We start from the raw sequence: 15,469 nt of genomic DNA, 5'->3' as shown, positions 1-15,469 counted from the left end.
GGAGCGTTCGATGAAACTGCGCAACCAATTGTTTCTCGCCATTTGCCTGTTTCTGCTGGTGGCGTTCAGTGGCAGTTTCTTTGTCAGCCTGGAAAGCTCCCGCGAACAGATGCTCGGTCAACTGCGTTCCCATGCCCAGGACGCCGCCACTGCATTGGGCTTGTCGCTGACGGCACAGATCGATGATCCGGCCATGATGGAGCTGATGGTCAGTTCAATTTTCGACAGTGGCTACTTCAACAGCATTCGCATTATCGATGTCGCGAATCAGCAGGTGCTGGTAGAGCGCAACGTTGCCGGGCGTATCGAGGGCGTACCGGGGTGGTTCGTCAGCCTGGTGAACCTGCGTATCGAGGGGGGCGACGCGCTGATCATGCGCGGCTGGGAGCAAGCGGCACGCGTGGAAGTGTTGAGCAACCCGCAATTCGCCCTGGCCAAACTCTGGGACAGCACCCTTGGCAGCCTGATCTGGCTGCTGGTATGCGGATTGCTCAGTGCCGTCTTCGGTGGCTGGTTGCTGCGTCGGCAATTTCGCCCGCTGGACGCCTTGGTCAGACAGGCCGAAGCCATCAGCAAGCATGAGTTCCTGAGCCTGCCGAAATTGCCACGCACACCGGAATTGAAACGGGTGGTGCTGGCAATGAACCAGATGGTCAAGAAACTCAAAGCGTTATTCGCCGAAGAAGCCGAACGCAGTGAACAACTACGCCGCGAGTCCTATCAGGACAGCCTGACCGGGTTGGCCAACCGTCGCTTGCTGGATGAGCAACTGGCCGATTACTTACTGGTCGATGAGCAAAACAGCGACGGCCATTTACTGATGCTGCAGATCAACGATCTGGTGGGACTCAACCAACGTCTTGGCGGGCAACGCACCGATGCATTGATCAGCGCGATAGGCGAATTGCTCAAGCGCTTGACCCAATTGCCCGAACGGCGCGCCTGGCTGGCGGCACGCAACCGTGGTGGCGAATTCAGCCTGCTGATGCCGGGACTGAACACCGAGGGTGCCGAGCGACTGGCCGCCGAGATCAGCGCCCCCTTGGAAAACCTGCGTCAGACCGGCGCCAGCGATTGCACGCCCGTCGCCCATTTGGGCATTGTCGCCTATCACCCCGGTGAGCCGGCCAGCGACGTGCTCATGCGCCTGGACCATGCACTGACTCAAGCCCGGCAACGCTCCGACCGCCCCTGGGTGCTGCTGGGGCACCACGAGACCGTACCGAATCAGCCTCAACATGACTGGCGTGCCTGGCTCGACGACGCCCTGACCCAAGGCAAACTGCAGCTGTATTTTCAGCCGGTGGTGCAATGCGCTGACCCCCGCCAGGTGCTGCACCACAAAGTCCTCGCGCGTCTGATCGACCCACAGGGCGAAGCGATTGCCGCCGGACATTTCCTGCCGTGGATCGAGCGTCTGGGCTGGTCGGCACGCTTCGATCTGGCGATGCTCGACGCCACCCTCGAATACCTCGCCGCCAACCGCTGGCCACTGGCGCTGAGCTTGTCCGGCAGTACCCTGCGCGACCGGGCGCAGCTGCGACTGATCCTCGACATGCTCGAATCGCTGCCGGATCTTGCACCGCTGTTGACCCTGGAAATCGACGAATGCCAACTGCCGCCCGCAGACGAACTGCAACGGCTGAGTCACAGTGTGCTCAACACCGGTTACCGCATCGGCCTGCAGCATTTTGGCGGCAGCTTCAGCCAGATCGGCAACTTGACGCAACTGGGTCTGGCTTACTTGAAAATCGATGGAGCCTACATCAGGCACATTGATGAGCAGCGAGACAAACGGCTGTTCATCGAGGCGATCTTCAGGGCCACCAACAGCATTGACCTGCCGTTGATTGCAGAAATGGTCGAGACCCAGGGTGAGCTGGAGGCGATCAGAGAGTTGGGGGTATTTGGGGTAATGGGAAGATTGATCGGCCCGCCTGAACCGATGTGAGACCAGCAAGATCAACAGATCGCAGCCTTCGGCGGCTCCTACGGGATCCAGACGATCCCAGGCAGGAGCTACCGGAGGCTGCGGCCTTTTTCAGATCAAACGGTATCCACCTTCAACGAATGATCATTGAGCATCCCGTTGATGATGGTCGCCGTATCCGCCCCTGTAATCACCCCGCCCGCACCCGGCGTCACTCCGTAATGGCTCGCCAGGTTGACGCCTGCCAGATCGATGGTCTGGTTCGGCGCCGCGCCGGCCAATGCACTGACGTCGATGCTGGTCACCACTGACGCACCGCTGCCACTGACGGTGAAGTGCAGATAGTCATCCAGCGATGCCGCGGTGTTGTTTTCCCCTTGCAGCAACTGCGACAAGTCCAGTTTGTCGGTGCCCGGTGCGAAGTCGGTAACTACGTCGTGACCGCTGTTGCCCTTGAGCCACTCGAAAGTGTCGGCCCCGGCTCCGCCGGTGAGGGTGTTGTTGCCCAGGCCGCCGATCAGGAAATCATCGCCGCCCCCGCCATTGAGCACATCGTTTCCGAGGCCACCATTGATGATGTTGCTGTTGTTGTCGCCGGTCAGGGTGTCGTTGTAGTTGGAGCCCGTCAGGTTTTCGATGCCGGTCAGGGTATCGGTGCCGGCGCCAATGGTGTTCTGAGCGCCGAGCAGGCTCAGGTCGACCGTGACTCCGGCCGTGGCATGGGCGTAGCTGGCAGTGTCGTTGCCGATGCCACCGTCGAGCAGATCATTGCCCGGACCACTGTAGAGCAAGTCGTTGCCGGCGCCGCCGTGCAGCTCGTTGTCGCCGGTGCCTGCCGTGAGGATGTCATTACCGTCACCGGCATTGAGGATGTTGTCGCCGTTGCCCGCCACCAGCGTGTCATTGCCCGCCGTCCCGGTGAGGATGTGACTGTCCTGGTAGCTGATGGTCAGGTGGGCGCTGTCGCTGCCACCATGGCTGTCGCTGGCGGTGTAGGTGCCGTGGTAATCCGGGGCAATGTCATGGGCACCGGCGTAGTTGAGGGTCATGGTCAGTTGGTAGTTTTCCGCCCCGTTGGCGTTGCTGCCACTGCTATTGGTGATGTTGGTGATGTGAATCTGGTAGGTCGCATCTGACGTCGCGGTAAGGGTTTGCCCGTCCGCGAGGGTGTTCCACGCCCCACCGTTGATCGAGTACTCCATGGCCACGTGACCGGCCATCAGGTTGTGATCCAGGTTGAGGGTTTCGCCCTGTTTCAGATTGACGGTGATGCGATCCTCATCGTTGACGTTGGCGCTGGAACTGTTCACCGCACCGAGGTAACCACTGACCACCAGCACCGCTGTCATGGTGGCGGCATTGGCCGAGAACGAACTGCGCACATCGGCCAGGTTCTGGTTAGCGCTGTTGTTGGCGTTGGTTCCCTTGAAGTTGATCGCGCCGGTACCGGTGAAGTCCACTGCCTTGGAGATCCAGCCGGTGTTGTAGGTCGTCGGCGACACCGTGAGCGGATCACCATTGGCGTCAGTATCGTTAGCCAGCAGCAATTCACCCGGCACCGTCACACTGCCCGACAGTACGTTGGTGATGATGTGATCATCGACCGCCACGGGTGGCGCGTTCGGAACGACTTTGACCACCAGGTTCGAACTGGCGAGATCGCCGTCGTTGTCGCTGACGGTGAAGCCGATGTTTTCGGTGATCACCACCGACGTGGCCTTCTGCGACACGTAGTTGTATTCACCGGTGTCGAGGTTCACCACCAGGGTGCCCTTGTTATCGGTGGCGATGCTCAGGGTGTTGTCGACCGTGTTGAAAGTGCCGTGGTTGGCGCCACCGCTGAAGCCCAGGGAACCCTGGTTGAGGTTGCCTTTCGGGTCATAGGTGTAGGTGGTGCCATCAACGGTAATCGATTTGATGAAGCCACCATCGGCACCGAACGTTCCGCCTTCGCCCAACAGCGAACCGGTAACCGGTGCGCCAATCACCGTGCCCGACAGTACCGAACTCAGTTGATTGAGGTCGCTGACCACTACCGCGTTGGTGTTGTTGCCAGGCGTGGTGGTGCCGTCATACGCCAGTGGATCGAGGTTGGCATTGCCCACACCGTCACCCAGGCCAATCGCATAGTTCTTGATGTCCCTGGATTCAAGGAATGCCTTCCAGGCAGCCTCGTCCTGCGACCCGATAGCACCTTCGTTGGGTTTGCCATCAGAGAAGAAATAGCCGACGTTTTGCGCTCCTGTCAGTTTGCCACTGGTGTCGAATGCCGTTTTCGCCGCAGCCACGGCGGCGTCGTAGTTGGTGTTACCGCCCGCCGCCAGGCCGGAGATGATCGATTTTGCCGTTGCGACATCCACCCAGATCGGGGTCTTGTCGGTGGCACCGCCGCTGAAGGTGACGATCTGCACTTTGACGTCGCCGAGGTCGTCGTACTTGTCGAGCAAGGCACTGATCGCCTGCTTGGCCAGATCCAGCCGCGACAGACCTTGTACGCCAGAGGGGTCGGCCATACTGCCAGACACGTCGATCACCAGCAGCAGGTTGGAGTCGATCTCAACAGCTGTCACTGAGCGCTCCGAACCCACGGCCTTGGGCACGTCATCGACGATATTGACCACGATAGTGCTGGTGGTGGTGTTGCCCGCCGCGTCGGTGGCTTTGTAGGTAAAGCTTTCACTCAGGGTGTTGGCGCCATCGTTGGCACCTGGGGTGGTTTTCGGTGCCGAGGTCAGGGTGTAGGTGTAGGTGCCATCGGGGTTGAGCAGAATCTGCCCGTAAGTCCCGGTAGCGCTGCCGACCAGGCTGTAGCTGATCGCACCAGTGGCGCCGGTGACCGCACCGACCAGCGTGCCGCTGGCGGTCTCGCCCGCGTTATGTGGATCGCTGCCGGTGGCGTAGCCGGCCGCCAGGTCCTGGCCGTCCTTGGTGTCGTCGAGGGCTTTTTCGTAGACGGTCACGTCGTTGTCGCTGACCGCTTTGATGCAGCTGTTGTTCACGTCGATGGTGATGGTCGTGGTGCTCTGGTCGCCGTCGCCGTCACGCAGGGTGTAGGTGAAGGTGTCGGTCGCGCCGGGGCCGTTCACGCTGTTGGGGTAGCTGTGGTACTCGGCGTTGCCGTGGGCATCCAGGGTCAGGTAGCCGTAGGTGCCGTTGATCTGGCTGTTCAGGCCGCCCACGACCGGGGTCGAGGTGTCCGAGCCGGCACGCACGCCGACCACACCGCCACCGGCGGCCGGGCCATCCGCGCCGCCGACATCGTTTGCCAGCACGTTGCCGGTGACCACGCCGCCCTCGGTGACCGAGGCTGTATCGGCATTGGCCTTGGGCACGTCATCGACGATGTTGACCACGATGGTGCTGGTGACCACGTTGCCCAGGGAATCGGTGGCCTGGTAGGTGAAGGTTTCAGTGACGGTGTTGGGGCCGTCGTTCGCATGCGGCGTGGTGTTCGCCGGTGTCGTCAGGGTGTAGGTGTAGGTGCCATCGGAGTTGAGCTGGATCAGCCCGAAATGGCCCTGGGCGCTGCCGACCAGGCTGTAGCTGAGCGCACCGGTGGCGCCGGTGACCGCGCCGACCAGGGTGCCGCTGGCCGTCTCGCCCGTGTTATGGGGATCGCTGCCGGTGGCATAGCCAGCCGCCAGGTCCTGGCCCTCCTTGGTGTCGTCGAGGGCTTTTTCGTAGACGGTCACGTCGTTGTCGCTGACCGCTTTGATGCAGCTGTTGTTCACGTCGATGGTGATGGTCGTGGTGCTTTGATCGCCGTCGCCGTCACGCAGGGTGTAGGTGAAGGTGTCGGTCGCGCCCGGGCCGTTCACGCTGTTGGGGTAGCTGTGGTACTCGGCGTTGCCGTGGGCATCCAGGGTCAGGTAGCCGTAGGTGCCGTTGATCTGGCTGTTCAGGCCGCCCACGACCGGGGTCGAGGTGTCCGAGCCGGCGCGCACGCCGACCACGCCACCACCGGCGGCCGGGCCGTCAGCACCGCCGACATCGTTCGCCAGCACGTTGCCGGTGACCACGCCGCCCTCGGTGACCGAGGCTGTATCGGCATTGGCCTTGGGCACGTCATCGACGATGTTGACCACGATGGTGCTGGTGACCACGTTGCCCAGGGAATCGGTGGCCTGGTAGGTGAAGGTTTCGGTGACGGTGTTGGGGCCGTCGTTCGCATGCGGCGTGGTGTTCGCCGGTGTCGTCAGGGTGTAGGTATAGGTGCCGTCGGAGTTGAGCTGGATCAGCCCGAAATGGCCCTGGGCGCTGCCGACCAGGCTGTAGCTGATCGCGCCGGTGGCGCCAGTGACCGCGCCGACCAGGGTGCCGCTGGCCGTCTCGCCCGCGTTATGTGGATCGCTGCCGGTGGCGTAGCCGGCCGCCAGGTCCTGGCCGTCCTTGGTGTCGTCGAGGGCTTTTTCGTAGACGGTCACGTCGTTGTCGCTGACCGCTTTGATGCAGCTGTTGTTCACGTCGATGGTGATGGTCGTGGTGCTCTGGTCGCCGTCGCCGTCACGCAGGGTGTAGGTGAAAGTATCGGTCGCGCCGGGGCCGTTCACGCTGTTGGGGTAGCTGTGGTATTCGGCGTTGCCGTGGGCGTCCAGGGTCAGGTAGCCGTAGGTGCCGTTGATCTGGCTGTTGAGGCCGCCGACCACCGGGGTCGAGGTGTCCGAGCCGGCACGCACGCCGACCACACCGCCACCGGCGGCCGGGCCATCCGCGCCGCCGACATCGTTCGCCAGCACGTTGCCGGTGACCACGCCGCCCTCGGTGACCGAGGCTGTATCGGCATTGGCCTTGGGCACGTCATCGACGATGTTGACCACGATGGTGCTGGTGACCATGTTGCCCAGGGAGTCGGTGGCCTGGTAGGTGAAGGTTTCAGTGACGGTGTTGGGGCCGTCGTTCGCATGCGGCGTGGTGTTCGCCGGTGTCGTCAGGGTGTAGGTGTAGGTGCCATCGGAGTTGAGCTGGATCAGCCCGAAATGGCCCTGGGCGCTGCCGACCAGGCTGTAGCTGAGCGCACCGGTGGCGCCGGTGACCGCGCCGACCAGGGTGCCGCTGGCGGTCTCGCCCGTGTTATGTGGATCGCTGCCGGTGGCGTAGCCGGCCGCCAGGTCCTGGCCGTCCTTGGTGTCGTCGAGGGCTTTTTCGTAGACGGTCACGTCGTTGTCGCTGACCGCTTTGATGCAGCTGTTGTTCACGTCGATGGTGATGGTCGTGGTGCTCTGGTCGCCGTCGCCGTCACGCAGGGTGTAGGTGAAGGTGTCGGTCGCGCCGGGGCCGTTCACGCTGTTGGGGTAGCTGTGGTATTCGGCGTTGCCGTGGGCGTCCAGGGTCAGGTAGCCGTAGGTGCCGTTGATCTGGCTGTTCAGCCCGCCCACCACCGGGGTCGAGGTGTCCGAGCCGGCGCGCACGCCGACCACGCCACCACCGGCGGCCGGGCCATCCGCGCCGCCGACGTCGTTCGCCAGCACGTTGCCGGTGACCACACCGCCCTCGGCGACCGAGGCCTTGTCGGCGTTCGCAGTCGGCAGGTCATCGACGATGTTGACGTCGATTTGCGCGTGCGCCGTGCTGCCATCGGTATCGGTGGCGACAACTTCGAAATGCTCGGTGATGCTGTTGGCGCCATTGGCATTCGGATGAGTGTCGGTGTAATTCAGGGTGTAGCTGTAACTCACCACACCGGTCGCCGGGTTGTAACCGGTGACGGTGAAGGTCGCGCCCGTGTCAGTGCTACCCGATTGCGGGAAGCCCACCGGAACGCCGCCGCTGATTATCGAGACGCCACTCACAGTCAGGCTTTGCAAACCGTCCGGCGCATTGACCGTGAAGGTGCCGCTCTGGGTCAGCGCCGCCGCATCCGGGTTGCTGCCGTAGGTGAGGTTTTTTTCGTAAACCGTCAGCTCGCCACCTTCGACGTTCAGTCCGCCAATCGTCACCGGGTCGTCGTTGTTGTGGATCTGCAGAACCAGATTCGCCGTGCTGGTATCGCCGTCAGCATCCTTAAGCGTGTAGGTGAACGTTTCGGTCCCGTCGCCACCGCCATGCAGGGCCTTGAAATCCGCATCACTGGTATCGAGGGTGTAGGTGTACGTGCCATTGGCATTGAGCACCAACGTGCCGTAAGTCCCGATGAAAGTGCCACCCACCACGGGGCCGCTTTCCGGTCCGGTGGGGATGCGGTCGGCGCCTTGCACATCGTTGGTCAGTACGCTGCCATTCAGGGTCAGATGGGTTTCTGACGCCGTGGCCGCGTTACTGTCATCGACGGCTTTAGGGACGTCATCACTGATATTGACGTCCAGCGAACCCGTGGCGCTGTCGCCGTTGCTGTCGCCGGCAACCACTGTGAAGTGTTCACTGAGTTGGGTACCGTCCCCGGACGCGTGGTTTTCGCTGCCATTGAGGGTGTAGCTGTAACTCACCACACCGGTGGCCGGGTTATATCCGGTGATGGTCAGGGTGCTGCCCAGCGGTGTGGTGATCGACTGGGGAAAACCCGCAGCCACACCGCCGCTGACCACGTTGATTCCGCCGACGCTCAGACTGGTGAGCCCGTCGAGCGCCGTGACGGTAAACGTGCCGCTCTGGGTCAGCGCACCGGGATTGCTGGCCGAGCCATCCGCGAGATTGGCTTCGTTGACGGTCAGTTCGCCGCCCTCGATGGACAGGCCGTTGAGGGTGACCGGGTTGTTGACGGGCGGCGTGGTGTCAGGGGGGGTGACGACTGCCGTCGGCGTGCCGGCACCATTGTTGCCATTGTTGATATCGCCGTTAAACCGCTCTTCAGGAAACTCGGGAATGCCATTGAAGCCGGCGGTGGGGAAGCCAATGGTTGGATCGACCCGTCCCGCCACTTCTTCGAGCATGACAAAACTGTGGCCGCCGCCCAGCGCACCACCGGCAGGCCCGGTCGAACCTGGACCGGCCGCCGTGGCCTCGGCGGTTTGCGTCGGGTCATCACCGGCAGCGATGGCCTTTTGAAGTTGCTCGACATCGGTGAGTTGCGCCTGGCTTGGCGTCACCGACTCATTGGTGTCCACCACATGGGGCGACTGATCCGCCAGCAATTGAGGGGTCATTTGCAGGCTGCTGCCGCGCCCGAGGGTCAGCTCATGGCCATTTTGCAAATGCACCGCTACTGCGCCTTCGGCCCCGGTATTCAGTTGATCGCCGGCGAACAACCGGTCCCCCTCGACCAGGACACGACGCGTGCCGTCGCCCGCCACCGCGAACACCTGACCGATGACTTTACTGACAATACCGATGAGCGTAGCCATGTGCATTTCCTCCGCTGCCAACCGCTGTCGGCACCCTGATTTATCACGGAGAACATGCTTGATGGCTCAGGCGGGTTGCCTGGCGGATTGTCTGCGGGTCAGCGGATTTACCTGAGTAGACCACCGTCCTATGGCGACATTCTCGCCCAGCGTGAAACTCACGGACATCGTTCGCGTATCTGGACAAACCCGTTTGCAATCAATGGCATCGGGATCCAAATCCAGCCCAACCTGTCCTGCGAGCGCAGCGTAACGATCCGGAATCACACAAGTGACAAAAAACCGTCACTCCAGTCTGCTACGCATCCCTCCCCTCCAGCACTTCTCCGTCCATTGTCGATAAGTGGATTGGAACTTTCCTCAAACCCCGAAGAGCGCCCTAAAGCTCATAAATCAAGGGCTTTCGCATTGAACAATGTGCTGGATTTTGCGGAGTGCATAAGTTTTTTTTGGAATAACTATTATGAGAAATAGTTCTTAGCTCTTTCCCAGAATGTTCTTAGCTCTGATGTTAAAACAATGAAACGGTTTACCTATAAAAGTCGTCAAATAATTGGCGACTGATAAAGCACCATCAGGAATCAGGGAGATGTACCCATGCGCCTCTTAACACCCCTTTGCAGCGCGGTTCTGCTGGCCATGTCCTGCACTTCTCAAGTGCAGGCCATGTCATTGACCGAGGCGATCCAGAGCACCATCGCGACCCACCCGGAGCTGGCGTCGCGAGTAGACAGCCGTCTGTCGGCTGATGAAGACGTCAAGGTCGCCAAGGGGGGCTTTTATCCATCGGTTGACCTGAATGCCGCGTACGGGCGCGGGTACAGCGATAACACCAACACCCGGGCCCTCGGCAACCACCACACGGCAATCCTGAACTACACCCAATCGGAACTGCGCCTTCGGCAGATGCTCTTCGACGGGTTCAACACCGCCAACGAAGTCGAACGCACCAAAGGGGTGGTCAACTCCCGGGCCTATTACGCTCAGGGCACCGCCCAGGATCTGGCCCTGCGCACCATCGAGGTCTACCTCGACGTGCTCAAGCGCCGCGAACTGGTGACACTGGCCAAGAACAACCTGCAGGCGCACTTGCGGGTCAACGACCAGATCGGCCTGCGCACCCAGCGTGGTGTCGGCAGCAACGCCGACGCCGACCAGTCCAATGCTCGCCGGGCATTGGCAGAGAACAACCTCGACACCGCCGAAGTCGATCTGGCCGACGCCGAGTCGAACTTCTACAGCGTCGTGGGGCGCATGCCCGATGAGCTTGAAACGCCGCCGTCGACCCGAGGCGAAGTGCCTGCATCGCTGCAGGAAGCGCAGCAGAGCATGGTGGAGAACAACCCTTACCTGAAATCCGCCCAGGCTGACGTGCAATCCGCCGAAAGCCAGTACGAAGTGGCCAAGTCGCCGTTCTACCCGCGCTTCGATGCTGAAGCCGCCGTCGGAGCGAACAACAACATTGCGGGCGAAGAAGGCCATGACAACGAATGGCGCGTGGGCGTGGTGATGAACTACAACCTGTTCCGCGGCGGCAGCGACAAGGCTCGCATGGCCTCCGATGCGCACAAGATCAATCAGGCGATGGACATCCGGAACAATGCCCTGCGCCAGCTCAACGAAAACATCCACCTGGCCTGGAACGCCATGGTCAACGCCAAGAAACAGACCCCGACCGCCCGTGAATACGCCGAGACCAGTAAACGCGTGCGCGTGGCCTATCAGGATCAGTTCGGCCTTGGCCAACGCACCCTGCTCGACCTGCTGGACAGTGAAAACGAGCTCTACAACGCCAACCGCCGCTACACCGAAGTGCGCTACACCGAGGAGTTTTCGATGTACCGTGTACTGGCGAACATGGGCCAATTGTTGAGCAAACAGCGGGTGGTGCTGCCCGCCGATGCGATCGCCAAGGCCGAGGTAAAGAACGAAGCTCGTCTGCCTGAACTGAAGTAGTACCTGGAGCGACCAATTTGACCAGCATGGAACCCGGCAACATCGGTGTCGATCCGCGTCTGAGCTTTGATGACCCGCTTCTGGACGGTCTGTTGATCCTCTGCAAACTGCATGGCGCGACGGTCAGTCGCGCCAGCCTGAGTGCCGGGCTGCCAATGGCACACCAACGCCTGAGCCTGGACCTGCTGCCTCGTGCAGCGGCCCGGGCCGGTTTGCAGGCGCGCTTGCTGCGTCGCGAACTTAAAGACATCTCCGCGCTCAACCTGCCCGTCCTGCTGTTGCTCGACAACGGTCGTACTGCGGTTTTGCGTCGCATTGGCGATGACGGCCGGGTGCTGATCCTGCCCAGCGAAGCCGACGGCGGTGAACAATGGATCAGCCCAGAGGAACTTGAAACGCATTATTCCGGTCAGGCCTTGTTCGCCCGACCACGGCATGAACTGGAAGACTTGCGCTCCCCCCTCGTGCCTCGTGTGCAGGCCTGGTTCCGCGACACCCTGAAGCTGTCGAAATGGCTGTACAGCGATGCCATTCTGGCGAGCTTCCTGATCAACCTGCTGGGCCTGATGGTGCCGTTGTTCGTGATGCAGACCTACGACCGCGTGGTGCCCAACCAGGCCACGTCGACCCTGTGGGTGCTGTCCATCGGCTTGCTGATCGGCACCGGTTTCGAACTGGTGCTACGGGTGGTGCGCGCGCATCTGCTGGACACTGCCGGGAAGAAAACCGATGTGATCCTCTCGGCGACCCTGTTCGAACGCATCACCGGCATGTCGATGAAAGCGCGGCCGGCGACCATCGGTGGTTTTGCCCAGAGCATTCATGACTTCCAGGGCCTGCGGGAATTCCTCACCGCCGTCACCCTCACCAGCCTCATCGACCTGCCCTTCGTGGTGCTCATGCTGGTGGTGATCGGCCTGCTCGGTGGATGGCTGGTGGTGATTCCGGTGCTGGCGTTTCCGATCACGATCATTTTCGCCATGGTGATACAGGGGCGGCTGCGCGACACCGTGCAGAAGAGCCTCAGCCTCGGTGCCGAACGCCAGGCCCTGCTGATCGAAACCCTCGGCGGCCTGGAAACCCTCAAGGCCTGCAGCGCCGAAAGCGAGCGCCAGCACAAGTGGGAAAGCACCCATGGCGCCCTCACCCGCCTCGACAGCCATGCGCGTAACCTCTCGGCGCTGGCCACCAACGGCACGCTGTTCATCCAGCAGTTTTCCGGCATGGCGACCATTGTTGCCGGTGTCTACAGCATCATCGCCGGCAACCTCAGCGTCGGCGCACTGGTGGCCAGCTACATGCTCGGCAGCCGCGTGTTGGCGCCACTGGGCCAGATCGCCGGTTTGATCACCCGCTACCAGCAAGCGCAACTGACCATGAAAAGTACCGACGCGCTGATGTCGCTGCCACAGGAACGCGATGCCAAACAACGGCCGCTGGAGCGCACGCAACTGCAGGGCGCGCTGGATGTCGTCGGCGTGACCTTCCACTACAACGGCCAGAACAGTGCGGCGCTGGCCAATGTCAGTTTCAGCGTCAAGCCCGGCGAGCGGATCGGCGTCATCGGCCGCAGCGGCTCGGGCAAAAGCACCCTGGCACGACTGGTGATGGGTTTTTACGAACCGGAAGAAGGCCAGCTGTTGCTCGATGGCCTGGACTTGCGACAACTGGACGTCGCCGACCTGCGTCATCAAATCGGTTACGTCGCCCACGACCTGCCACTACTGGCCGGTAGCCTGCGCGATAACCTCACCCTCGGCGCGCGCTACATCAGCGACTCACGCATGCTCGAAGTCGCCGAACTCACCGGTGTCACCGAACTGGCCCGGCAACACCCGCAAGGCTTCGACCGCCCCGTGGGCGAGCGTGGTCAATTGCTGTCCGGTGGCCAGCGTCAGGCCGTGTTGCTGGCGAGGGCGTTGTTGCTCGACCCGCCGATCCTGCTGCTCGACGAACCCACCAGCGCCATGGACAACAGCAGCGAAGACGTTTTGCGGCAAAAACTCCACGGCTGTGTCCAGGGCAAAACCGTGTTGCTGGTCACCCACCGAACCTCGATGCTCAGCCTGGTGGATCGGCTGGTGGTGCTGGACAACGGGCGGATTGTCGCCGACGGGCCCAAAGAAGCGGTCATCGATGCACTGCGCAAGGGCCGTGTCGGCTCTTCGGCCGTCTAGGAGCGACTCATGGCTCGTTCATCATCCGACAAGTCGCCTGCCCATTCGAAGGAGCGGGGTTACTTCGGCAGCTTCGCCAAAAGCGCCGAAAGCGAATTCATGCCGGAAACCGCCGGCGCTTCGCTGCAGGACTCACCGCGCTGGTCGCGGATCACCGTATGGCTGGCGGCAGGCTTGTTGATCAGCGCGCTGGTCTGGGCCAAATTCGCGGTGCTGCAGGAAGTCACCATGGGCGAAGGTAAGGCGATTCCGTCGAGCAAGGTTCAGGTGATCCAGAACCTTGAAGGCGGCATCGTCACCGAAATTTTCGTGCGTGAAGGGCAAATGGTGAACAAGGGCGATACCTTGCTGCGCCTGGATGACACGCGCTATCTGTCGAACAAGGGTGAAAGCGAGGCTGATCGCTATGCACTGACCGCACAGGTCGAACGCCTGTCGGCGGAGGCCGAAGGTCGGCCGTTCAAGCTGTCGGACGAAGTGATCGCCAAGGCGCCCCAGGTGGCCGAAGACGAACGTTCATTGTATGAACAACGGCAACGGCGACTGGCCAGCGAACAACGCACATTGAGCGAACAACTTCGGCAAAAAACCCAGGAACTGGCGGAATTTCGCTCGAAACAGGGGCAATACAGCTCAAGCCTGGCACTGCTGCAGCAAGAGATGAACATGTCCACGCCACTGGTGGGCACGGGGGCGGTGTCACCGGTGGAGATCCTGCGCCTCAAACGCAGCGCGGTGGAGATTCGCGGCTCGCTGAACGCCACCACCCTGGCCATTCCCCGCGCCGAATCGGCGATCAACGAGATCAAGAGCAAGATCGACGAGTCCGAACAAACCTTCCGTTCGGAAGCCGCCAAGGAGCTGAATGAGAAACGCACCGACCTGTCGAAAATCACCGCGTCGAGCATCGCCATCGACGACCGCGTGACCCGCACTACGGTAGTCTCGCCGGTTCACGGGATTATCAAAACGCTGAAGGTCAACACCATCGGCGGCGTGGTCCAGCCGGGCAGCGACATGGTGGAAATCGTGCCGCTGGAAGACAACCTGCTGATCGAGGCCAGAGTGCGGCCGCAAGACGTGGCGTTCCTGCATCCAGGCCAGAAAGCCATGGTCAAGTTCAGCGCCTACGACTACACCATCTACGGCGGCCTGAGCGCGAAACTGGAATTGATCAGCGCCGACACCATCACCGATGACAAGGGCAACAGCTTCTATCTGATCCAGGTGCGTACCGACAAGAACCACCTGGGCGGGGATGCGAAACCGCTGTTGATCATTCCGGGGATGGTGGCGACGGTGGATATCATCACCGGGGAGAAAAGTGTGCTGGATTACCTGCTCAAACCGGTGCTCAAAGCGCGGACCGAGGCGATGCGCGAAAGGTAGTCCTCTTCAAATTCAGCGCTTCATCGCGAGCAAGCTCGCTCCCACACTGTTCTGCGGCGAACGCTAAATCGATGATTGCCGCGAAACCTGTGGGAGCGAGCTTGCTCGCGATGAGACTCGCCTGACAACGATTATTTCGCCCCATGATTACGCTCAAAAGTCTCCTTCCCCATCGCCGCAATCTGCCCCTCGATCAACGCTTCGAACGGCCTGAGCAACGGCTCGAACGACGTTGGTGCCTCAAGGGTTTCCAATGCCTGGACAATCGCCTCGATCGTCGACAACGCCCCCGGCCCGGGGGCCTTGCGCAGTCGGTAGCGGGACACGCCCCCCTCGGCCAGGGTCACCCTCGGCAACGCCGCCAGCAGCGGGTTGAGGTGCAATAGCTTGCGAGCCTTGCGCCAGGTGCCATCCGGGACCACCAGCAATATCGGTTCATCGGTGACGGCACAGGTTTGAATCGGCTGCGCGTCTTCGCCGGGAAACAGCAACCGCGCCTGATACCCCGGTTGATTCAACAGCACCGGCAAATCCTCGAATACCTCGCCGACCATCAGTTCGGCATTGTTCAAGCCCAACGCGGCCAGACGCGCGGTGTTCAGCGCGTGATTCACTTCACTCGGGTGTTGCAGCAACAACACACGGGTGCGGCTGTCGAGGCTCGGGACCAACGGGCACAGGCAATGGCTTTGCGGACGCAGGCAGCGGGGACATTGAATTCTGGGCATCGCAACGTTTCC

Annotated in this window: 6 protein-coding genes; 4 read left to right on the top strand and 2 right to left on the bottom strand. The window is 61.7% G+C overall.

Features of this window, described 5'->3' with window-relative positions; translation table 11 throughout:
- The first annotated feature begins 10 nt into the window (after positions 1-10).
- Complete coding sequence (gene lapD, locus ACX3YF_RS14990) at positions 11-1,951, top strand: cyclic di-GMP receptor LapD (protein ID WP_448647329.1); 1,941 nt, start codon at positions 11-13, stop codon at positions 1,949-1,951.
- 95 nt (positions 1,952-2,046) lie between these two features.
- On the opposite strand, the gene ACX3YF_RS14985 is transcribed toward lapD, so the two are convergent.
- Complete coding sequence (locus tag ACX3YF_RS14985) at positions 2,047-9,207, bottom strand: retention module-containing protein (RefSeq protein ID WP_458973894.1); 7,161 nt, start codon at positions 9,205-9,207, stop codon at positions 2,047-2,049.
- A gap of 597 nt (positions 9,208-9,804) precedes the next feature.
- Between ACX3YF_RS14985 and ACX3YF_RS14980 the strand changes: the two genes are divergently transcribed.
- Genes ACX3YF_RS14980 through ACX3YF_RS14970 form a run of 3 tightly spaced genes read left to right on the top strand, consistent with a single transcriptional unit; the run spans position 9,805 to position 14,729 of the window.
- Positions 9,805-11,163 carry a TolC family outer membrane protein gene (locus tag ACX3YF_RS14980; protein WP_130211285.1) on the top strand — a complete coding sequence of 453 codons (1,359 nt, stop codon included), beginning with the start codon at positions 9,805-9,807 and terminating at the stop codon, positions 11,161-11,163.
- A gap of 17 nt (positions 11,164-11,180) precedes the next feature.
- Positions 11,181-13,340, top strand: a complete 2,160-nt coding sequence (locus ACX3YF_RS14975; RefSeq protein ID WP_130211286.1) for a type I secretion system permease/ATPase — start codon at positions 11,181-11,183, stop codon at positions 13,338-13,340.
- 9 nt (positions 13,341-13,349) lie between these two features.
- Entirely contained in the window at positions 13,350-14,729 is a 1,380-nt protein-coding gene (locus tag ACX3YF_RS14970) for an HlyD family type I secretion periplasmic adaptor subunit (RefSeq protein ID WP_130211287.1), read from the top strand.
- Between the two features lie 131 nt (positions 14,730-14,860).
- Here ACX3YF_RS14970 and ACX3YF_RS14965 read toward each other — a convergent pair whose 3' ends face one another.
- Complete coding sequence (locus ACX3YF_RS14965) at positions 14,861-15,457, bottom strand: tRNA-uridine aminocarboxypropyltransferase (RefSeq protein ID WP_458973893.1); 597 nt, start codon at positions 15,455-15,457, stop codon at positions 14,861-14,863.
- Between the last annotated feature and the right edge of the window lie 12 nt (positions 15,458-15,469).

It is taken from the genome of Pseudomonas fluorescens group sp. PF-69 (assembly GCF_054481235.1).
This window is presented reverse-complemented; position numbering and strand designations above follow the sequence as displayed.

What these genes read in the sequence shown, in the direction of transcription:
- lapD (WP_448647329.1), top strand. Translation starts at nt 11, where the DNA reads ATGAAACTGCGCAACCAATTGTTTCTCGCCATTTGCCTGTTTCTGCTG.
- ACX3YF_RS14985 (WP_458973894.1), bottom strand. Translation starts at nt 9,207, where the DNA reads ATGGCTACGCTCATCGGTATTGTCAGTAAAGTCATCGGTCAGGTGTTC.
- ACX3YF_RS14980 (WP_130211285.1), top strand. Translation starts at nt 9,805, where the DNA reads ATGCGCCTCTTAACACCCCTTTGCAGCGCGGTTCTGCTGGCCATGTCC.
- ACX3YF_RS14970 (WP_130211287.1), top strand. Translation starts at nt 13,350, where the DNA reads ATGGCTCGTTCATCATCCGACAAGTCGCCTGCCCATTCGAAGGAGCGG.
- ACX3YF_RS14965 (WP_458973893.1), bottom strand. Translation starts at nt 15,457, where the DNA reads ATGCCCAGAATTCAATGTCCCCGCTGCCTGCGTCCGCAAAGCCATTGC.